Origin of the sequence: Amycolatopsis nigrescens CSC17Ta-90, assembly GCF_000384315.1 — a bacterium.
Lineage (GTDB): Bacteria > Actinomycetota > Actinomycetes > Mycobacteriales > Pseudonocardiaceae > Amycolatopsis > Amycolatopsis nigrescens.
On sequence record NZ_ARVW01000001.1, the window covers coordinates 2,629,687 to 2,649,691 of the forward strand.

Sequence of the window (20,005 nt, forward strand, 5' to 3'; positions counted from 1 at the left end):
GGATCATGGAGTGGGCATCCTCACTCGATAACGGGATGACAACGCCGGCTTGATCGGTTGCACTGGTTGAAGGACAGCCCAGCGATGTCGGGGGCCACGCTGGCTGTCCTCATTTACGGAATTTGTCTTTATCGATCCAGTTCACCATGTCAACGTTGTCATCAGTTCCGAGAGGAGAACCGTGCCCATCGCGCTGCTTGCGCTGGCCGTCGGCGCCTTTGGCATCGGCACCACCGAGTTCGTCATGATGGGGGTGCTGCCGCAGGCCGCCGCCGACTTCGGGGTGTCCATTCCGACGGCCGGCTACCTGATCTCCGGCTACGCGCTCGGCGTGGTGGTCGGGGCGCCGCTGCTCACCGCGGCCGCCGTCCGGCTGCCCCGCAAGACCATGCTGCTGGCCATGATGGCCCTGTTCACCGTGGGCAACCTGCTCTTCGCGCTGTCACCGAACCAGGAGTTCGGCGTCGCCTTCCGCTTCCTCGCCGGGCTGCCGCACGGCGCGTTCTTCGGGGCCGGCGCGGTGGTCGCCTCCAGCCTGGTGCAGAAGGGCAACCGCGCCAAGGCGGTGTCCATGATGTTCATGGGCCTGACCACGGCCAACGTGGTGGGCGTGCCGCTGGGCACGCTGCTCGGCCAGCAGGTCGGCTGGCGTGCGACCTTCCTGGTGGTCGCGGTGATCGGCCTGGTCGCGATGGCCGCGATCGCCAAGCTGGTGCCGCACCAGGGCAAGCCGGCCGACCCGTCGCTGCGCGGCGAGCTCGGCGCGTTCCGCCGCCCGCAGGTCTGGCTGGCGCTGGCCATCGTCACCTTCGGCCTCGGCGGCGTGTTCGCCTGCCTGTCCTACGTGACGCCGATGATGACCGATGTGGCCGGCTTTGCGCCGACCGACGTGACCCTGCTGCTGTCGCTGGCCGGGGTGGGCATGACGATCGGCAACTTCCTCGGCGGCAGGCTCGCGGACAAGGCGCTGATGCCCAGCCTGTACGTGGCGCTGCTTTCGCTGGCCGCGGTGCTCGGCGTCTTCACCGTCACCGCGCAGGGCAAGGTCGGCGCGGCGATCACCATCTTCGCGGTGGGCGTCGCCGGTTTCATGATCGGCCCGATGATGCAGGCGCGGATCATGGAGAAGGCCGGCGGCACTCCGTCGCTGGTCTCCGCGGCCGTGCAGTCGGCGTTCAACATCGCCAACTCCATCGGCGCCTACCTCGGCGGCCTTGTCATCGCCGGTGGCCTCGGCCTGGTCGCACCGAACTGGGTCGGCGCGCTGCTGGCCGTCTTCGGCCTCAGCCTGGCCGCGGTCTCCGGCGGCCTGGACAAGCGCCAGGCCAAGGCCGTCCCCGCCCCCGTCCTCGCCGACGCCCACTGACCGCCCGGAGCGCGTTTAGCCCGCTAAACGCGCTCCGGTGGCGAAGGGCTGGTGATCGGGGAAGCAGCGGACGTCCGGGGCGGGTAGTCGCAGGTCGATCAGGTACCGCTCCCGCAGCTGGTCGGTGCACGCGCTGCCGAGCGGGTTGTGTCCATGGCCGTCCACCACGACCAGCCGCACGTTCCCCAGCTGACGGCGGGCGTCGTAGGCGAACTCCACCGACGTCACCGGGTCGAACCGGTTGTTGATCAGCAGCGCGGGGGTCTCCGAACGCAGGGTCCACGGCCCGCGGTAGCGCTGCGGGAAACCACCCGGCGGCGAGGGCCAGGACGCGCAGGCCTGCAGCTGGTACAGCCAGTGCCGGCCGTACACCGGCGCGTGCGCGTCGAACGCGCGGACCAACGACGGCCACAGCCCAGGGGTGCGCGGGAAGCTGTTGTCCGCACAGGAGATCGCGGTGTAGGAGTCCAGGAAGTCGAGCCGGAAAGCGGTCGCGGCGAAGATTTCCCGCAGCGGCGCGGGGTCACCGTCCGGCCCGAGCTCCAGGCCGGCGATCAGCTCGGCCAGCGCCGGCCAGCCCTGCCCGGTGTCGTAGAGCAGCTGGGCGTGCAGCGGGACGACGTCGCGGTAGTGCAGCTCCAGTGCGTCTCCGCCACGGCCGACGGTGATCGGCCCGCGCTTCAGCGTGTCCAGCACGGCCGCGTTGCGCGCCAGCGTGTTCCCGGCCAGCGGGCAGCGGGCCGCACCGGCTTCGGTGCACAGCCTGCCGAACTCGTTCAGCACCTCCACCGTGCCCGCCGACCGCCGCCACAACGTCTCCAGCGTGCGGTTCGTGTACTCGTCCGGATCGATCATGGCGTTGAGTTGCAGGGCACGGACGCGGTCGCCGAACAACGCGCCGTAGACCTCGCCCAGGTAGCTCGCGTACGAACCACCGCTGAAGGTCATTTTCCGGTCGCCGACCGCCCGGCGCAGCAGGTCCAGGTCCATCGCCGCGTCCGCGGTGGTGAGATGCGCGAGCAGCCTGCCGTCGTGCTCGGCGCAGCCCCGCGCGTGCGCCCGGCTGGCCTGCTCGGCCTTGCGCTCTTCACCGGCGTTCGCCGGCGGCAGCACGGTCGCCGCCCAGAAACGCTCCTGGTCCTCCGGCGAGGCGAAGCAGCTGACCTGACGGCTCCGACCGATCCCGCGCTGGTCGAAGGTGACCACGTCGAACCGCCGGGCTAGCTCGCCGTCCGCCAGCGGACCGCCCTTCGCCGCGTCGAACCCCGAACCACCGGGACCGCCGACCGCGGTGAACAGGGTGCCGATCCGGTGCGCCGGATCGACGGCGGGCTGCCGGATCACCGCCAGCGGCAGCTTCTCCCTCTGCGGCCGGGTGTAATCGAGCGGCACCTCGGCGACCGCGCACTGGTATCGCTCGAGCCCGGCTTCCGTGCAGGGACTCCAGTCCAGCACCGGAGTACCGGCCGCGTCCGCCCGCACTACCAGCGCGTTCTCCGCGGCGGCCACCGGCGTTCCGATGAGCAGCAAGAGCGCGGCCAGCGCGCAGATCAACGTCTTCCTGAGGAGAGGCACGGCTCAGATCCTGGCCGCATCCCGAGCCGTCGTCGTCCTCCGAAGGAACGAGATCAGCAGGAACGAGATCAGCCGAACGGGCCACCGGTGATGGTGAAGGCGATGAACAGCACCAGCACCCCGAGACCGGCGTAGCTGAGCACGTCCACCGGCCGCCCGCGGATCGCCAGCAACCCGGCCTGCTCGTCCGAGAGCACCGCCCGCTGCACCGCCGCGATCAGCAGCGCGGCACCGATGATCACCGCGCCCTGCCGCCAGTGGTACTGCCAGATCCGCACCCCGGCGACCGCCACCAGCAGCAGCACGATCGCGAACGGGAGGTGGGCGACCAGCGGGCCACCGCGGCCGCGGCGCGGGGTGGTCACGGCGGTCAACCCGCTGCCCGCTCGGCGGCTTCCACCACGTTGCGGACCAGCATCGCCCTGGTCATCGGGCCGACCCCACCGGGGTTCGGGGCCAGGAAGCCGGCGACCTCCCCGACACCGGGCGCCACGTCACCGGCGAGCTTCCCGTCCACCCTGGAGACGCCGACGTCGAGCACCGCGGCACCGGGCTTGACCATGTCCGGGGTGATCAGGCCGGGCGAACCGGCCGCGGCGACCACGATGTCCGCGCGCCGCACCTCCGCGGCCAGGTCACGGGTACCGGTGTGGCACAGGGTGACGGTGGCGTTCTCGCTGCGGCGGGTCAGCAGCAGGCCGAGCGTCCGGCCCACCGTGATACCGCGGCCGACCACAGTGACCTGCGCGCCGGCCAGCGGGACGTCGTAACGGCGAAGCAGCTCCACGATGCCGAGCGGGGTGCACGGCAGCGGCGCGGCCTCGTTGAGCACCAGCCTGCCGAGGCTGACCGGAGCCAGGCCGTCGGCGTCCTTGGCCGGGTCGATCCGCTCCAGGATCGCGCCGGCGTCCAGGTGCGCGGGCAGCGGCAGCTGCACGATGTAGCCGTGGCAGGCGGGGTCGGCGTTGAGCTCGTCCACCACCGCCGCCAGCTTCTCCTGGGTGATGTCCGCGGGCAGGTCCCGGCGCAGCGAGTTCACCCCGACCTTGGCGCTGTCCGCGTGCTTCATCTTCACGTAGGAGTGCGAACCGGGGTCGTCACCGACCAGCACGGTGGCCAGCCCGGGGACGATTCCCCGTTCGGCGAGTGCGGCCACCCGCGGCTTGAGCTCCGCGAAGATGGCGTCCTTGGTTGCCTTGCCGTCCAGAACCGTCGCCGTCACGGCCCCCATTCTGGCAAAGGGGGTGATCAGGCGTCGCGCTGGCCGCCGGTCGGCCATGCCGCGATCACGATCGCGACCAGAGCGATCGCGGTACCGACCAGGGTCTGCCCGCTCAGGTGCCTGCCGGCCGCGGGAAGCAGCAGGTCCAGCAGCACCGAGCCGATCAGCTGCCCGGCGATCGCGGACAGCCCGAGCAGCAGCACGCCGGTCCACTTCACCACGAACGAGGCCAGCGCGATGAACACGATGCCGACCACCCCGCCGAGGTAGAGCACCGGGTTCGACGGGAAGCCCACCGGCCCGCCGCGCAGCACCAGCGACACCAGCCAGCCCAGCACCAGCACCGCGGTACCGACCGCGAAGTTCACCAGCGTCGCGGTGAGCGCGCTGTCCGCGACGGATTTGACCCTGCCGTTGATCGCCTGCTGCACGGCCAGCAGCGCCCCCGCCACCAGCGGCAGGACCAGCATCCAGAGCGCGGCACCGTTGTCCCCGAGGCCGCCGGAGAGGGAGAACGCCACCGCGGCCAGGGTGAGCAGGGCGCCGAGCACCCTCGGCCAGGTCAGCGGCTGGCCACCGGCGGGACCGAGCCCGGCGCGGTCCACGAACAGGCCGCTGATCGTCTGGCCGCCCACCACACCGACGGTGAACAGCGCGATACCGAGCGCCGTGACGGTGATCGACTGACTGGCCACGAAGGTCGCTCCACCGACTCCGCCGAGGCAGTGCCACGGTTGGAGCGTTCGCGACCGCACCGCCGCGCGGACGTTGCCGATCCCTCGCCGCATCGTCGTGGAGAACGGCAACGCGAGCAGCAGCAGGAGCAGCCCGCCGCCGAAGGAGATCACCGCGGCCAGCATGGAGTCGTGCAGTTCGGCGCCGAGCTGGCCGTTCACCCTGCCCTGCGCGGCCATGGCGATACCGGAAACAAGTGCGAAAAGAACGCCTAATGCCCGTTCTGTCCGGGGCGTCCGTTCAGTCCGGGTATTCGGCGAAATACTCACCGTGTTCATCGGACTCCATTGTCCACCCGCCAACGGCGTGGCACGGCCACCGGCTGGGGCAATGGGGGTAAATTCACACCCCCGGTTGGGCGAGGTGAGCAGCCTGCAACGCCAGGTGGGAACCACTGATCCAGGGATGCCCGTGCATAAGCGAGCCTGACAAGTCAAAATGTTCAGGTGGCACAACCGACGACCCAGCTGAACGCGACCGAGCAGGACACCCTGGTCAAGCAGATCGGCCTTGCCCTGCTCCGCGCTGCCCCACGCGATTGGCGCCGGGTGACCGCGGAGTACCGAGCGGTCGGCCGATACCACGAGATGACCGGGGAGATCATCACCGGCGACGGCACTTCCCACGAGTGGGTGGCCACACACGACATCGCGACGCTGTTCGGCAGGCTGCGCGGCGGCATGTACCGGGACGGCCGCGGCACCTGGTTCAACGCGCGCTACCAGCTCGACCACCCGTCCAGCTACAACCTGGAGTACGACCGCGAAGAGCCGCAGTGGGACCTGATGCCGCCGCCGCAGGCCTATGCCGACGAGCTGCGCATGTTCCCCCGCGCCGAGGAGAACGTGCCGGAGTGGCTGATGCGCCGGATGTCCGGCCTCACCCCGGAGCAGCCGGGCCCCCGGTTCCGGGTGGCCCGCATCTTCGACGGCGCCGGCCCCAGCGGGCACCCGGTGATCAACCGCCCCGACCTCGAGGTCGAGGAGCAGGACCGGCTGCTCGAGTACCTGGACACCGCGCCGGTGGTGCTGTCCGAGCGCACCTACGACGTGGACCGGCTGGCCACCACGCCGGCCAACACCGTGCCGGTCGCCTTCCACACCGACGGGGTGTGGATCTGGCCGGCCGCGGTCAACTTCTACCTCCGCGAGTACGGGGTCTCCCCGGAAGCCGAGCTGGTGGAGCACGTCCGTGCCAGCCGGTTCGTCGTGCCCGAGGTGCCCGAGCAGGCGATGCAGGCGGCGGGCGCGCACCTGACCCGCGGCAATCCGCCGCCCCGGGCCGCTCCGGCGCCACCTCCGCCGCCGCCACCTCCGCCACCCGCGCCGGAACCGGTCGCGGCACCGGTCGGTGAAGAAACCAGGTACACCGAACCGGAACCGGCGTACGACCAGTTCGAACCGGCCTACGAGGAACACTTCGACCAGCACGCGTACGAAACTCCGGAAGAAGCCGCCGAAGAGCAGCCCGAGGAGCAACCGCCCGCGTACGAAGAGGCCGTTGACGAGACACCGGTGTCCGTCTTCGAACCGGGCCCGAGCATCGATCCCGGCCCGATGACCATGGTCGCCGCGCCGGTTACGAACGGCACGCCGGCCAAGCGCCCCGCAGCGGGGCCGGATTCGGAGGACACCGGCCCGCAGACCCGGCTGGTCAACCCGGTCACGGTGCCGGCCACCCCGGCCGCGGCGCCCCCGGCCCCGTCCCCGGAACAACCGGCGCCCGTGCTCGACGAACTGCAGCAGAAGCTCGACGAGCTGGGTGTCCCGGACGACCACTACCGGATCGGTGAACCCGCCGAGTACGGCTGGAGCGTCGAGGAGGTGGAGTCCGGCTGGCGGGTCGGCTGGTACGACGGTGAGCTGACCAACCCCGCGGTCTTCGGGGACGCCGAGGACGCGGCCGCCTTCATGCTGGGCAAGCTGCTGCTCGTGCCGGACGGCAGGGCCCCCTCGGAGCCAGCACCAGCACCAGCACCCGCGCCGGCGCAGGCAGCGGCTCCGGTCGAAGCTCCGCCCGAGCCGCCGCCAGCCCCGGCGCCGGTCAAGAAGCAGCGTCCGGTGCTGGCCACCGTGTCACCCGACATCGCCACCGGGGCGCGCCCGGTGCCGGACCGGTCCGAGGCGGAACCCACCCAGCTGGCCATGTCCCCGGTCGCCGAACCGGCCGCACCGCCGGAGCCGGCGCCCCGGCCCGCGGCCGCCGCGCCGCGGCCACCGGTCGCCGAACCGCCGCCGCCCGCTCCCGGCTCGCTGGCCGAGCGGCTGGAGGAGTCCGGTGCACCGCGTGGCGGTGGAGCCAGCGCGCTGCCGCCACCGGCCCCGCCGCGCCGGGAGCCCCCGCCGGCACCGCCGCGCCGGGAGGAGCCTGCCCGGCCCGCCGCCGCGGCCGCACCGTCCGACCAGCGTGCCCCCGGCGGCCAGCCGTGGCCGATCCAGCCGTTCCCCGGCGAGCCGCCGCTGACCCTGTTCCGCGGCAAGGAGATGCGCGAACTGCCGGTGGGCAGCGAGCTGGACCGGTTCGGCGGCCCGAACGGCAACCTGACCTACGCGGCGGGGACCCCGTTCGAGGAACGCTCGCTGGTCCCGGAATGGGTCAGCCGGCCGTACCACGTCTACCGCGTGCAACGGCCGCTGGAGACGCTGGCCGGGGTGGCCATCCCGTGGTTCAACCAGCCCGGTGGCGGCGCCGCGTACCTGCTGCCGGCGTCGATCGAGGAACTGGTCGCCGAAGGTGACCTGATCGAACTCGACCCGGGCGAGCCGCCCGTCGACTAGCGGGTTACTGCACCACCAGGCCGTGTGCGGCGGCGAACGCCATCGCGGTCTCCAGGTCGATCCGCGCCCCGGCCAGTTTCGCCTGGCGCAGGCCGTTCGCGTCCAGTTTGGCGCCGCGCAGGTCGGCGCCTTCGAGCCGGGCGTCGGCCAGCCTGGCCCCGGTCAGGTCCGCGCCGCGCAGGTCCGTCTCGGTCAGGTCCGCGTCCACCAGGTTGGCTTCGCGCAGCCGCAGCCCGGACAGGTCCAGCCGCCGCAGCCGCGCACCGCCGAGCCCGGCCAGCGACAGGTCCGTCTCCCGGATCAGCACCGACCGGAATTGACAGTCCACAAAGGACGTTCCCAGGAAGGAGCAGCCGGTCCACCGGCTCTCCGCGAGCACGGTCCGGTCGAAGGTGCAGGACCGGAAGGCGGAGGCCTGGTGCCGGGAAGCACCGAGGTCGGCCTTGCTGAAGTCGCACTCGTCGAAGGTGCAGCCCTGGGTGAGCAGCCCCCGCAGGTCCGCCTCACCGAAGTCGCAACGGACGAATTGCCTTTTGTCCCACCGTGCCCGCGACAGCACCGCGTCTCGGTAGTCCTCACCGGTTTCGATTTCACCCACCCGGTGAGCCTTTCAGCCGATGAGGTGGCGGTAGCTGTCAGGGTTGCGTTCGAGGTAACCGGCGAAGGACTGCGCCGGATGCCCGGTCAGATCCGGCACGGCGGTGGTGACGGTGTCCAGCTCGCCGTTGGCGATGGCCTCGTACGAGCTCACCCAGCCGTCGAGCTCCCAGTCGGCGGCGCCGTACCCCGCCCGTGACGCGTAGGCCTCCGCACGGGTTTCCGGCTGGTAGGTAATGGTTCGCCCGGTGCGGCGGCTCAGTTCTTCCGCCGCTTCGGCGAGAGTCAGCGCCTGTGGCCCGGTGAGGTCGTAGGTGACGTTGTCGTGTCCCTGCCCCAGCAGGACCGCCGTGGCCGCGTCGGCGATGTCCTCGTGCGCGACCGCGGCGAGCCGCCCGTCACCGGCCGGGCCGCGGAGTACCCCGTCCTTCCCGGTCATGGCGGGCAACGCGGCCAGGTAGAGGCTGTCGCGCAGGAAGGTGTGGCGCAGCCCGGTGGACCGGATGTGCTCCTCGGTGTGCCAGTGGTCGCGGCCGAAGGTGAAGGTCGCGTCCGGTGCGGCGGCCAGGAACGACACGTAGACGATCCGTTCGACACCCGCCGCGACCGCGGCGTCGATCGCGGTGACGTGCTCGCGCACCCTGTCCTGGCTTTCGTGCGCGGAGACCAGGAAAAGCGTGCCCGCGCCGTCGATCGCACGGCGCATCGCCTCCGCGTCGCCGTAGCCGGCGGGCGGCGCCGCGACGGCGCCGGGCAGTTCCGGCAACCGGGACTGGTCCCGGCCGAGCAGCCGCGGCGCCGCCTCCGCCTCGGCGAGCCGCCGCGCGACCCGGCCACCGAGTGCGCCGGTCGCTCCGGTGACGGCGATGACCGGATTCATGGGACGCCCCTTCCTACGACGATCGGCCCGACGGTAGCCCGTCAGACCACCACACCCGCCGCGCGGTAGTTCGTGACGGCCCGTTCGACGTCCTCGGCCAGCAGGTGGTGGTTCAGCGCGACGGCGGCGGCCGAGCCGGCACCGGCGGCCGTGATCAGCTGCGCCGGCGAGTCCACCACGTTGCCGGCCGCCCACACACCGGGCACGCTGGTGCGGCCGGTGGCGTCGGTGCTCACCCAGCCGTTCTCACCGACCTGGCAGCCAAGGCCGGTGAGCAGCTCATCGTGCGGCACGAAACGGGGCCCGACGAACACCGCGGCCCGCGGCACGGTCCGGCCGTCCGCGAGTTCGACACCGTGCAGCCGATCTTCGCGCACGTCCAGTCGTGTCACCGCGCCGTCCACGATCCGGATCCCGCGGGCGGTCAGCCGTTCACGCTCCTCGTCGGTGAGGACGATCCGGTTCGGGAAGAAGACGACGTCGGCGGACCACTGCCGCACCAGCGCCGCCTGATGCAGGGTGAATGGCCGGTTGTCGCCGCCCAGCACCCCGATCGGCGCGTCGCGGACCTCGAATCCGTGGCAGTACGGGCAATGCAGCACGTCGTTGCCCCATCGCGCGCGTAGGCCGGGCAGGTCGGGGAGTTCGTCGCGCAGCCCGGTGGCCACCAGCACCCCGCGCGTGGTCAGCTCGGGCCCGCCGTCGAGGCGCACGACGAAACGGCACTCACCGTCGTGCTCGATCCCCCGCACCCGACCCGTGATCACCTCGCCGCCGTACCCCATCACCTCTGCCCGGCCCGCCGCGAGCAGTTCGGCAGGCGAAGCGCCGTCCCGGGACAGAAAACCGTGCAGGTGCGTCGCCGGGGCGTTGCGCGGCGCACCAGCGTCGATCACGGCCACCCGGCGACGGGACCGGCCCAGCATCATCCCGGCGCTCAGTCCGGCCGCGCCGCCACCGACCACCACCACGTCGTATTCCATCTCGATCACCTCGGCCGTCTCGGCTGGCACGCTGGGGTACCCTGAAAAGGTAGCAGGTAGTTAACCGGTTAACAAAGTTGGTGATGATGCCCCCCTTCCGGTCCCGCGTCCGCGAGCTCTGGCGCGAGCGCAACCCCGGCCTGGACACCTCGCCGATGGAGGTGGTGGCGCAGATCAAGCGCATCACCGCCCTGCTCGAGCTCGCGGTCGAGCCGCTCTACGACGGCGCGGCGCTGACCACGGCCGAGGTGGAACTGCTCGTCCCGCTGCGGCACACGGACGAACCGGTGACCGCCGGCCGCCTCGCGTCCCAGCTCGGCATGTCACGGGCGGGGGTCAGCAAGGCGCTGGCGAAACTGGAGAAACGCGGCCTCATCACGCGCTCGGTCAACCCGGCCGACAGGCGCGCCGCCTTTGTCGGCATGACCAAGGCGGGCAGGGACACCATCGACGACCTGTTCCCGCGCGAACTCGAAGCACACGGGCAGTTGCTGGCCGGCCTCGGGCGGAACCGGGCCAAGGTGCTCGACGCGCTGACCCTCCTCGGCGACACGATGGAATCCCACCTCTACAACGAAAACTCGAAGTGAGGCGCGGGATTTCACCCCTGCGCCCGGATTCCTGACTCAGGCGGACGCCAGCCGTGCGCGAGGAGGTCGAAGATCTCCTCGACGGCCGTTCGAAGATCCCGCCGGCCTCGGGTGAGCGCCGGAATGTCCAGGACGAACCGTGCGAGCGCGTGGCAGGCGACGTCGTCGTGGCCGGCGCCGGCGTCCTCGGCGATGGCCACGCCGAGAGCGGCGGCATGCCGGGTCCACATCCGTTCCCCGTACTCCCGCAGCGCCGGGGTGGACTCCATCAGGTCGGCGAATTCGGCAAGGCGCGGATCGCTCGCGATCGGGAGCCAGCTCGCGAGCACGTGCTCGCGCAGCGCGTCGACCACGCTCTGCCCGGCGGGGCGTTGCCGCACCGCGGCGATCAACCGCGCCTCGCGGTCCTCGTCCTGATCGAAGACCAGCGCCTCCTTGCCGGGGAAGTGCTTGAACAGCGTCGTGGTCGACACGTCGGCCGCCTCGGCGACGTCCCTGATGCTCACCTGGTCGTAGCCCCGCTCCAGGAACAACCGCAAGGCGGCGTCGGCGAGCGCTTGCCGGGTAGCCGCCTTCTTGCGTTCGCGACGACCGACGACAGGTGCGTTGTCCATGCCCGCACCCTATCCCAAAGGTTGCCACAGACACATAGTTGACTCGTTGCACTTTTTCACTCGTTCTGCTTTTCTGGCAGTCATGACCTCATCAGCACCGGCCAACGCCAGAATCAGCATCATCGGAGCGGGCCCCGGCGGCCTCACCTGCGCCCGCATCCTGCAGAACCACGGCATCCCCGTGACCGTCTACGACCGCGACCCGAGCTCGGCCGCGCGCAACCAGGGCGGCAGCCTCGACCTGCACGCCGACGACGGGCAGCTCGCCCTGCGCGAAGCCGGCCTGATCGACGAGTTCTTCGAACTGGCCCGCCCGGAGGGACAGGAGATGCGCCGCCTGGATCTGACGGGACGAATCCTGGATCACCACACCCCGACCGAAGACGAGCTCTTCAAGCCGGAAATCGACCGAGGCCAGTTGCGCGACCTGCTGCTCGACTCGCTGGAGCCGGGGACCGTGCGATGGAACCGCGCCCTGGTCGAGGTCGGCGGCCCGGCCGATGGCCCGCGGCAGCTGCGCTTCGCGGACGGCACGACCGTCGAGACCGACCTGGTCATCGGTGCCGACGGCGCCTTCTCCCTGGTCCGCCCGGCGGTGTCACCGGCCGTGCCGCGGTACGCCGGGGTCACCTTCCTGGAGGCCTGGTTCGAGGATGTCGAGAACGCGCACCCGGACCTCGCCGCGCTCGTCGGCCATGGCGGCGCCACCGCGGCCGACGGCGACCGCTGCCTGTTCGCCCAGCGCAACAGCGGCGACCACATCCGGGTCTACATCATTCAGCGCCTGCCTGCGGACTGGGTCGCCGCGTGCGGTCTCCGCGCCGACGACACCGCCGGGATCCGCGCCCGGCTGCTCGACGCCTTCTCCGACTGGTCGCCGCGCATGCTCCAGATGATCACCGACAACGACGGCCCGTACGTCGATCGCCCGTTGCTCGTGCTGCCGGTCCCGCACCTCTGGGAGCCCACCCCGACCGTGACCCTGCTCGGCGACGCCGCCCACCTCATGCCCCCGCTCGGCGTCGGCGTCAACCTGGCCATGCTCGACGGCTGCGAACTCGCCCTTGCGCTGGCCGGCTCCGCCACGGTCGCCGAAGCCATCGGCGCCTACGAAAAGACGATGCTTCCCCGTGCGACGGACATTGCCCGGATGCTCGAAAACGGCGCCGAGGGCCTGCTGGAGCGACACGAGAGCGGCGACACCGCGAGCTTCGGCGCACCCCAGCACCCATAGGACCGTCAACGCGACTGGTATTTTAATACCGCAAGCGCTATGTTGGTATTATTATACCGACTAGGTGAGGGTAACCGTGATCGAGTTGAAGTCGCCCGCGGAGATCGAGCGGATGCGCACCACCGGGCAGTTCATCGCCCAGATCCTGTCCGAGCTCGGCGAACTCGCCGACGTGGGCGTCAACCTCCTCGACCTGGAACACCACGTCCGCGACCGGATCCGCCAGCGCGGGGCGCAATCCTGCTACTGGGACTACGCCCCGTCCTTCGGCAACGGCCCGTTCCGCAATGTCATCTGCCTGGCGGTCAACGACGCGGTGCTCCACGGACTGCCCCACGACTACGCGCTGCGCGACGGGGATGTCCTCACCATGGATCTCGCGGTCGGGATCGACGGCTGGGTCGCGGACTCCGCCCGCACCGTCATCGTGGGCACGCCGGCCGACGACGACCTGCGACTCGTCCGCGCGACCGAGGAAGCGCTCACCGCCGGCATCGAGGCAGCGCGGGCAGGCAACCGGCTGGGCGACATCTCAGCGGCGATCGAAGCGGTCGCCACCGACTACGGCTACCCGATCAACACGGAGTTCGGCGGCCACGGGCTCGGACGGACCATGCACGAGGACCCCCACATCTCCAACAAGGGCCGCGCCGGCCGCGGCCTCAAGCTCCAGGCGGGCATGACCCTGGCACTCGAACCCTGGTTCGCCCGCACCACCGACCGGATCGTCTTCGACCCCGACGGCTGGACCATCCGCTCGGCCGACGGCTCGCGCACCGCCCACTCCGAGCACACGATCGCGATCACCGAAGACGGCCCCCTGGTCCTCACCCAACGCCTGCCACACCACGCGGCCCCGGCCTGACGCCATGACGCTCAGGCTCCGGCCGCTCGCGCTCGACGACGTCACTGCTGTCCACGGCTGGGCCTGCTTGCCGGAGTCGTGCCGCTATCAGGCATGGGGACCCAACACTTACGAGCAGACGCAGGCGTATGTGCGGGCTGCGGTGGCGGCACCCCCGGACCGGCTGGTGTTCGCGGTGCTCGTCGATGGCGACGTTGTGGGCAGCGCCGAGCTCAAGCTGCGCGGCCCGAGCACAGGCGAGATCGCGTACGCGGTGCATCCACGGCTGTGGGGACAAGGCATAGCTACGGCTGCGGCGCGGGAACTGCTGCGCCTGGGATTCAGCGAGCATGGGCTCCACCGCATATATGGCACGTGCGACCCGCGTAACCTCGCCTCGGCGGCGGTGTTTCGCAAGATCGGCATGCGATACGAGGGCAGGATGCGTGGCACCGCGCGCATTCGCGATGGCTGGCGCGACTCGGACCTGTACGCCGTCCTCGCCGACGACTGATACCTGGTGTCACCGGTGAACCGTGTTGCTGCGAAACGGACGTGCCGCGGAGCCCGAGCAGTGTCAACCTGTACCGAGTGAGCTCAACCGAGTCGACCTTCATCCGCGCCGCCGCGGCTCGAAACAACGCCGACTGGTGCGCCTCGGTCTGCCGGTCCCACGGCATCCAAGGGACCTTCGGCGAAATGGCCTGGCACAGTGCCCACCGCACGCCGCCGTACTACCCGGACGCCGTCACGCTGCATCCCGACGCGGTGCCGGGCGACTTCCTCCACGAGATCGACACGGCCTCACCCTCGTGCTCGATCAAAGACAGCTTCGCCACCCTCGACCTCACCTCGGACGGCTTCGTCGAGCTGTTCACCGCCCAATGGATCCACCGCCCAGCAAAGCTATCCACCCCGCGAACGTCGGCCCCACGCGCCCAGCAGGTCTCCACGGCGGCCCACCTCCGCGACTGGCAGGCCGCCTGGCACGGCGATGAGGAAACCCCGGATGTCTTCCGACCAGCGCTGCTGGAGGACCCGTCCGTGCTGGTGCTGGCCGTTCACGACGGCAAGCACCTCTCCGGGGGCGTCGTCCTGAACCGCGGCGCGGGACTGGTCGGCCTCTCCAACCTGTTCGCGGTCGACGGCAGCGACATCTCCGCCATCTGGTTGTCCGCGCTCACCGCGGCCGCTGATCGCTTCCCCGGCCTCCCCCTCGTCGGTTACGAGCACGGAGACGACCTCGCGCCCGCCCTCGCCAGCGGCTTCACGGTGCTGGGCCCGCTCCGTATCTGGCTGCACAGCTCCTGACCATCAACCTGTGGCCAACCGGATGGCGTCGAACGCCTGGTTCAGGCGCTGACGATGCGACACAGCGAGGTCGTCGAGGCCGTCTCCGGCGAGCCTTCGTCGTACCGTCTCGACAGCGACTGTCCGATACGCGGCGACGAGCAAGGCCGCGGCCAGCGTGCTGTCACCGTCGAACCCCGCGTCCGCGTCGAGCTCGGCGGCCAACCCCATCTCGATCTCGTACCCGAACGCGCGGAGCCGTGCGATCAACGCGGGCGAAGCCGTGATGGTCCGCATGATCGGTTCGAGATCCCCGCCCAGACCTGAGAGCGCGTGCCGCTTCTCCGCGAGCGCGAGGGCGGCCTGACGGAGCGACTCGACGGCGCTGATGTCGTCCGCCCGCTCGCGGATCGCGGTGTGCACGATGTCGACAACGTCCGGAAGACGATCGAGCAGAAGGTCCTCCTTCCGCTCGAAGTGCGAGAACACGGTCACCTTCGACACGCCGGCGGCCGCGGCGACCTCGGCGATCGTGACGTCGTCGAAGCCGCGCTCCAGGAACAGCTCACTCGCGACGTCAGCGATGCGCGCTCGCGTCTTCGACCCGCCGCGATCTCCTCGATTGGGCATGTACCACTCCTAATGGACGCGAAGTTCCGGGCTGTCGGGAAGCTGCCAGTCGCCACCCCGGTCCTCCTTGGAGAACCGCGCGACGAAATCGGGGATGCGCAGGGAGGTGGCCAGTCCAGAGACGGTGAGGAAGGCGTTGATCCCGAGCCGGCTCTTGGGCATGCCGAGGCGCAGCAGGCGCGGCTTCACCGCGGCCTGGATCTCGTCGACGAACGGCCGGAGCGTGGTGTCGTAGTTCGCCAGCGCCCGGGGCAGGTCGGTGGGGTGGCGGTTGATCTCGGCGGCCAGGACGTAGGCGCCGACCAGACCGCCGGAGACCCCCATCCCGCTGTAGGGGGAAGCGCAGTGCGCCGCATCTCCGACCAGTGCCACGCGTCCCTCGGACCAGGTGTTCGTGCGAACCTGCACGACCTCCTGGGAATAGAAGTTCGGGGTCGTCTCCATGCCGTCGATGAACCGGCCGGTCTGCCATCCCGCGCCGCGGAACCGCTCGGCCCAGAACTCTTTCTGGCGTTCGACCGGCTCGCGATGAATGGCCGAGGCTTCCTCCGAGGTTTCCCGCAGCACGAAATACACCTGGGTCTCGTCCGGGTTGTGACTCCTGCGCATGATCATCCGGCCGCCGGGGGCGTTGTAGGTGTCGCGGATGTTGCTGTCCGACGCGATGCGCGGAACGAACCAGTACGACATGTGGATCCCCACCCGCCAGTACGGCTCCGGAGTCCCGGCCGGCAAGACGGCCCGGCGGACACGCGACCCCTGCCCATCGGCGCCGATCAGCAGGTCGAACTCGTCGGACGAGCCGTCGGAGAAGTACGCGACGACCTTCGTCTCGTCCTGCTCGAAGCGGTCCACGCTCGTCCCGAAGACGTAGTCGACGTCGCTTTTCGTCGCATCATTGAGGATGCGCACGAGGTCCCCGCGCATGATCTCGTACTCGGAGGTCAGCGTCTGGCGCCCCTGGCCGGACGTGTTGGCCATGATCGTCGCCCTCGCCTTGCCCCGGGTATCCACAAAGGCGACGCCGGCTTCGTCCACAAGCTTGCTCTTCACGACATCGAGAAGTCCCATGGCCTCGACCGCCTCGATGCCTTGACCGCGGAGATCGACCTGGGCTCCGGTGGCCCGCAGTACCGGATAGCGCTCGACCACGACTACTCGATGCCCTCCTCGCGCCAGCCAGTAGGCCACTGCCTGTCCCGCGATACCAGCGCCGCAGACGAGGACCTTCAAGGAGCGAGTTCCGGATGTGGATGTCATACCAAGTAAGCTTACCAGGTAAATTTACCGAGCCTGGGCAGCGAGGCGCGGCAAACCGTTCGGAGCTACTGGAAGTCGCGCGACTTCGAGGTGATCCGCAGGGGCAGGTGCTGCAGGCGGTCGGCGAGCAGGCTCACCACTCCGTCGGCGCGTTCGACCGTGCCACGGACCAGCAGGGCCGGGCTGGTCCTGGCGATCCGGTGATAACGCCGCCACAGGCCCATCGTGCAGACCACGTTGATCATGCCGGTCTCGTCCTCGAGGTTGAGGAAGGTGATCCCGCCCGCGGTGGCCGGGCGCTGCCGATGGGTAACCGCACCGCCGACCAGCACCCGGCAGCCGTGCTCGATGTCGAGCAGCCCGGCCGCCGGTATCACCCCGAGCGAGTCCAGGTGCTCCCGGATGAACTGGGTCGGGAAACTGTCCGGGGACACACCGGTGGCCCAGACGTCCGCCACCGCGAGCTCCAGCTGGTCCATCCCCGGCAGCGCCGGGGCGCTGATCCCCACCACGCTGCCGGGCAGCTTCTCCGGGCGTTCCTCGGCCACCGCACCGGCCGCCCAGAGCGCCTCGCGCCGGTCGCCGACGAAACAGCCGAACGCGCCGGCCGTCGCCAGCGCCTCCACCTGCGGCGTGGTCAACCGTACCCGCCTGGCAACCTCCGCCATGTCGCGGAACGCGCCGGACTTTTCCCGTTCCGCCACAATGCTTTCAGCCATCGCAACACCGATCGTCCGCACTCCGGCCAGTCCGGTCCGGATGGCGAGCTTTCCCGGCTCGGTGCCCAGCGGCTCCAGGGTGGCGTGCGCGAGGCTGGCGTTGATGTCCGGGCCGCGCACGGTGACCCCGTGCCGCCGCGCGTCGGCGACCAGCGACTGCGGCGAGTAGAAACCCATCGGCTGCGCCCGCAGCAGGGCCGCGCAGAAGGCTTCCGGGTGGTAGTGCTTGAAGTAGGCGCTGGCGAACACCAGGTAGGCGAAGCTCAGCGCGTGACTCTCCGGGAACCCGAAGTTCGCGAAGGCGTGCAGCTTCTGGAAGATCCGGCCGGCCAGCTCCTCGTCGATCCCGTTCTCCGCGGCCCCCTGGTAGAAACGCGCGCGCAACCGCTCCATCTTCTTCTCGGAACGCTTGGCTCCCATGGCATGGCGCAACTGGTCGGCCTCGGCCGCGGTGAAGTTCGCGACGTCCAGGGAAATCTGCATCATCTGTTCCTGGAAGAGCGGGACTCCCAGCGTCTTCCCGAGCGCATTCTCCAGCAAAGGATGCTCAGGCTCCCACTTTTCGTCGTGGGAGTAGCGCCGGATGTAGGGATGCACCGAACCGCCCTGGATCGGCCCCGGCCTGATCAGCGCGACCTCGACCGCCAGGTCGTAGATGTTCTTCGGCTTGAGCCTGGGCAAGGTGGCGAGCTGGGCCCGGCTCTCCACCTGGAACACCCCGATCGCGTCCGCCCTGGCGAGCATCTCGTAGATCTTCTCGTCCTCGATGTCCAAATGCGCGAGGTCGACCTCCACACCCTTGTGCTCGCGGACCAGGTCGATCATGTAGTGCAGCGCGGAAAGCATGCCCAGCCCGAGCAGGTCGAACTTGACAAGGCCCACGGTGGCGCAGTCGTCCTTCTCCCACTGCAACACGCTGCGGTCTTCCATCCGCGCCCATTCGATCGGGCAGACCTCGCTCACCGGGCGGTCGCAGATCACCATCCCCCCGGAGTGGATACCGAGGTGCCGGGGGAAGTCCTCAAGTTCGCAGGACAGTTCGAGCACGGGCGGCGGAATGTCGTGGTCGTGGTCCTTCCCGGTCTCCCGCAACGGACCCCATCGGTCGATCTGCTTGCTCCACGCGTCCTGCTGCCCCGGCGAGTGACCGAGGGCCCGCGCCGAGTCCCGGATCGCGGACCGGGCCCGGTAGGTGATCACGTTCGCCACCTGCGCGGTGCACAGCCGGCCGTACTTGCCGAAGACGTACTGGATGGCCGCCTCGCGGCGGTCGGATTCGATGTCCAGGTCGATGTCCGGGTAACCGTCGCGGTCCGGGGCGAGGAACCGCTCGAACAGCAGCCCCCACTTCACCGAGTCGACCTTGGTGATGCCCAGCGCGTAGCAGACCGCGGAGTTGGCCGCCGATCCCCTGCCCTGGCACAGGATGTCGCTGCGCCGGCAGAACTCCGCGATGTCCCAGACGATCAGGAAGTAGCCGGGGAAATCCAGCTCCTCGATGATCGCCAGCTCATGCTCGATCTGTGCGTACGCCTTCAGGTTCTCCTCTCTGGGGCCGTAATGACGAGCCGCCCCGTCGTAGGTCATCTTCCGCAGGAAGGTCGCTTCGGTGTACCCCTCCGGCACGTTGAAGGGCGGCAGCTTCGGCGCGACCAGAGACAGGGAGAACTCGCACTCCGCGCCGAGCAGGGCGGCCCGCGGCACGGCACCGGGGTAGCGGTCGAACCTGACCGCCATCTCTTCGCCGGAACGCAGGTGGGCCATCCCGGCTCCGGGCAGCCAGCCCTCCATCTCGTCCAGGCTCCGCCGCGCCCTGATCGCGGCCATCGCGGCGGCCAGCCGGGCGCGCTCCGGCTTCGCGTAGTGCACCGCGTTGGTGGCCACGATGGGCAGCCCGAACTCCTTCGCCATCTCATGCAGCAGGTCGTTGTGCATGCTGTCCTCGGGCATGCCCTGGTCGGTCAGCTCGACGAACACCTGTTCCTTGCCGAACAGCTCGACCAGCCGCCGCAACCGCAGCGCGGCCGCCGCCGGCCCCTCGCCGACCAGCGCCCGCCGGACCGCACCCTTGCGGCAGCCGGTGAGCACCACGCAGTCCCCCCGCACCTGTTCGGCGAGCACGTCCAGGTCGTAGACCGGGCGGCCTTTCTCCGCGTACTGGCCGGCGGGCACTTCCCGGTCGTGCCCGTGCAGCTGTCCCTGGGTGATCGCCCGGCACAGGCTGTGGTAGCCGGCCTGCCCCCTGGCCAGCAACAGCAGGTGCTCCCCTTCGGGATCGGCGACCCCGTTCTGCGGCGCGGAAAGCCCGAGGCTCAGCTCGGTGCCGAACACGGTGCGGACACCGAGTTCCCTTGCCGCCTCGGCGAACCGCACCACCCCGTACATACCGTCGTGGTCGGTGATCGCGACCGCGTCCAGCCCCAGCCGGGCGGCCTCCTCGACCAGTTCCTCGGGATGACTCGCCCCGTCGAGAAAGCTGAAGTTGGAATGACAGTGCAGTTCGGCATAAGGCACTCTGACCTCGCTGCCGACGTCGTCGCTGTTACGCGGCACGCCGACGTCCGGTGGCCGGAGGTAGCTATCCCGTTTCCGTGTCCACGCCGGGCTGTCGCCGCCGTCGCCGGGAGGCTCGCCGGTGAGGCCGCGCTCGAACTCCTTCCACGAGATCGACGGGTTGTCCCAGCCCATG

18 protein-coding genes are annotated in these 20,005 nt (G+C 70.2%); 7 read left to right on the forward strand and 11 right to left on the reverse strand.

The features are described from left to right. Window positions 1–181: 181 nt before the first annotated feature. The gene (locus AMYNI_RS0112190; RefSeq protein WP_020668298.1) at window positions 182–1,366 is read left to right on the forward strand and encodes an MFS transporter; all 1,185 of its coding nucleotides are present in this window, start codon (window positions 182–184) and stop codon (window positions 1,364–1,366) included. A 15-nt stretch (window positions 1,367–1,381) separates the two neighbouring features. On the opposite strand, the gene AMYNI_RS0112195 is transcribed toward AMYNI_RS0112190, so the two are convergent. The 4 genes from AMYNI_RS0112195 to AMYNI_RS0112210 form a co-directional block, all read right to left on the reverse strand. Continuing rightward, on the reverse strand, window positions 1,382–2,941 hold the full coding sequence (locus AMYNI_RS0112195; protein ID WP_211225486.1) for an alpha/beta hydrolase: 1,560 nt from the start codon (window positions 2,939–2,941) through the stop codon (window positions 1,382–1,384). Window positions 2,942–3,009: 68 nt separating this feature from the next. Beyond that, window positions 3,010–3,306, reverse strand: a complete 297-nt coding sequence (locus AMYNI_RS0112200; RefSeq protein ID WP_026360354.1) for a DUF3017 domain-containing protein — start codon at window positions 3,304–3,306, stop codon at window positions 3,010–3,012. A 5-nt stretch (window positions 3,307–3,311) separates the two neighbouring features. Then, entirely contained in the window at window positions 3,312–4,163 is an 852-nt protein-coding gene (locus AMYNI_RS0112205; protein ID WP_026360355.1) for a bifunctional methylenetetrahydrofolate dehydrogenase/methenyltetrahydrofolate cyclohydrolase, read from the reverse strand. A gap of 26 nt (window positions 4,164–4,189) precedes the next feature. Beyond that, window positions 4,190–5,176, reverse strand: a complete 987-nt coding sequence (locus tag AMYNI_RS0112210; RefSeq protein WP_084628361.1) for a DMT family transporter — start codon at window positions 5,174–5,176, stop codon at window positions 4,190–4,192. A 168-nt stretch (window positions 5,177–5,344) separates the two neighbouring features. Between AMYNI_RS0112210 and AMYNI_RS0112215 the strand changes: the two genes are divergently transcribed. Further along, window positions 5,345–7,675 (forward strand): TNT domain-containing protein, encoded by a 2,331-nt coding sequence (locus tag AMYNI_RS0112215; RefSeq protein WP_020668303.1) that lies wholly within the window; start codon window positions 5,345–5,347, stop codon window positions 7,673–7,675. 4 nt (window positions 7,676–7,679) lie between these two features. Here AMYNI_RS0112215 and AMYNI_RS0112220 read toward each other — a convergent pair whose 3' ends face one another. The 3 genes from AMYNI_RS0112220 to AMYNI_RS0112230 are packed head-to-tail and all read right to left on the reverse strand — an operon-like array spanning window position 7,680 to window position 10,135. Then, the gene (locus AMYNI_RS0112220; RefSeq protein WP_026360356.1) at window positions 7,680–8,264 is read right to left on the reverse strand and encodes a pentapeptide repeat-containing protein; all 585 of its coding nucleotides are present in this window, start codon (window positions 8,262–8,264) and stop codon (window positions 7,680–7,682) included. A gap of 21 nt (window positions 8,265–8,285) precedes the next feature. Then, window positions 8,286–9,152: an SDR family oxidoreductase gene (locus AMYNI_RS0112225; RefSeq protein WP_020668305.1), complete on the reverse strand. Its 867-nt coding sequence runs from the start codon at window positions 9,150–9,152 to the stop codon at window positions 8,286–8,288. A 41-nt stretch (window positions 9,153–9,193) separates the two neighbouring features. Continuing rightward, window positions 9,194–10,135 carry an NAD(P)/FAD-dependent oxidoreductase gene (locus AMYNI_RS0112230; protein ID WP_040406813.1) on the reverse strand — a complete coding sequence of 314 codons (942 nt, stop codon included), beginning with the start codon at window positions 10,133–10,135 and terminating at the stop codon, window positions 9,194–9,196. Between the two features lie 86 nt (window positions 10,136–10,221). On the opposite strand from AMYNI_RS0112230, the gene AMYNI_RS0112235 reads away from it, so the two are divergent. Continuing rightward, on the forward strand, window positions 10,222–10,725 hold the full coding sequence (locus tag AMYNI_RS0112235) for a MarR family winged helix-turn-helix transcriptional regulator (RefSeq protein WP_026360358.1): 504 nt from the start codon (window positions 10,222–10,224) through the stop codon (window positions 10,723–10,725). 11 nt (window positions 10,726–10,736) lie between these two features. Here AMYNI_RS0112235 and AMYNI_RS0112240 read toward each other — a convergent pair whose 3' ends face one another. Next, on the reverse strand, window positions 10,737–11,339 hold the full coding sequence (locus tag AMYNI_RS0112240; RefSeq protein ID WP_020668308.1) for a TetR/AcrR family transcriptional regulator: 603 nt from the start codon (window positions 11,337–11,339) through the stop codon (window positions 10,737–10,739). A gap of 82 nt (window positions 11,340–11,421) precedes the next feature. Between AMYNI_RS0112240 and AMYNI_RS0112245 the strand changes: the two genes are divergently transcribed. The 4 genes from AMYNI_RS0112245 (at window position 11,422) to AMYNI_RS0112260 (ending at window position 14,728) form a co-directional block, all read left to right on the forward strand. Then, window positions 11,422–12,573 carry an FAD-dependent oxidoreductase gene (locus tag AMYNI_RS0112245; RefSeq protein WP_020668309.1) on the forward strand — a complete coding sequence of 384 codons (1,152 nt, stop codon included), beginning with the start codon at window positions 11,422–11,424 and terminating at the stop codon, window positions 12,571–12,573. Between the two features lie 76 nt (window positions 12,574–12,649). After that, window positions 12,650–13,438 (forward strand): type I methionyl aminopeptidase, encoded by a 789-nt coding sequence (gene map, locus AMYNI_RS0112250; protein ID WP_020668310.1) that lies wholly within the window; start codon window positions 12,650–12,652, stop codon window positions 13,436–13,438. 4 nt (window positions 13,439–13,442) lie between these two features. Continuing rightward, entirely contained in the window at window positions 13,443–13,931 is a 489-nt protein-coding gene (locus tag AMYNI_RS0112255; protein ID WP_020668311.1) for a GNAT family N-acetyltransferase, read from the forward strand. Between the two features lie 77 nt (window positions 13,932–14,008). After that, a complete protein-coding gene (locus tag AMYNI_RS0112260) occupies window positions 14,009–14,728 on the forward strand; it encodes a hypothetical protein (RefSeq protein WP_020668312.1) in 720 nt (239 codons plus the stop codon). 3 nt (window positions 14,729–14,731) lie between these two features. Here AMYNI_RS0112260 and AMYNI_RS0112265 read toward each other — a convergent pair whose 3' ends face one another. From AMYNI_RS0112265 to AMYNI_RS0112275, 3 genes are all read right to left on the reverse strand, one after another. Further along, entirely contained in the window at window positions 14,732–15,337 is a 606-nt protein-coding gene (locus AMYNI_RS0112265; protein WP_020668313.1) for a TetR/AcrR family transcriptional regulator, read from the reverse strand. Between the two features lie 9 nt (window positions 15,338–15,346). Then, window positions 15,347–16,597 carry an FAD-dependent oxidoreductase gene (locus AMYNI_RS0112270; protein ID WP_040405705.1) on the reverse strand — a complete coding sequence of 417 codons (1,251 nt, stop codon included), beginning with the start codon at window positions 16,595–16,597 and terminating at the stop codon, window positions 15,347–15,349. A 65-nt stretch (window positions 16,598–16,662) separates the two neighbouring features. Beyond that, window positions 16,663–20,004, reverse strand: a complete 3,342-nt coding sequence (locus AMYNI_RS0112275) for an error-prone DNA polymerase (protein ID WP_020668315.1) — start codon at window positions 20,002–20,004, stop codon at window positions 16,663–16,665. Between the last annotated feature and the right edge of the window lies 1 nt (window position 20,005).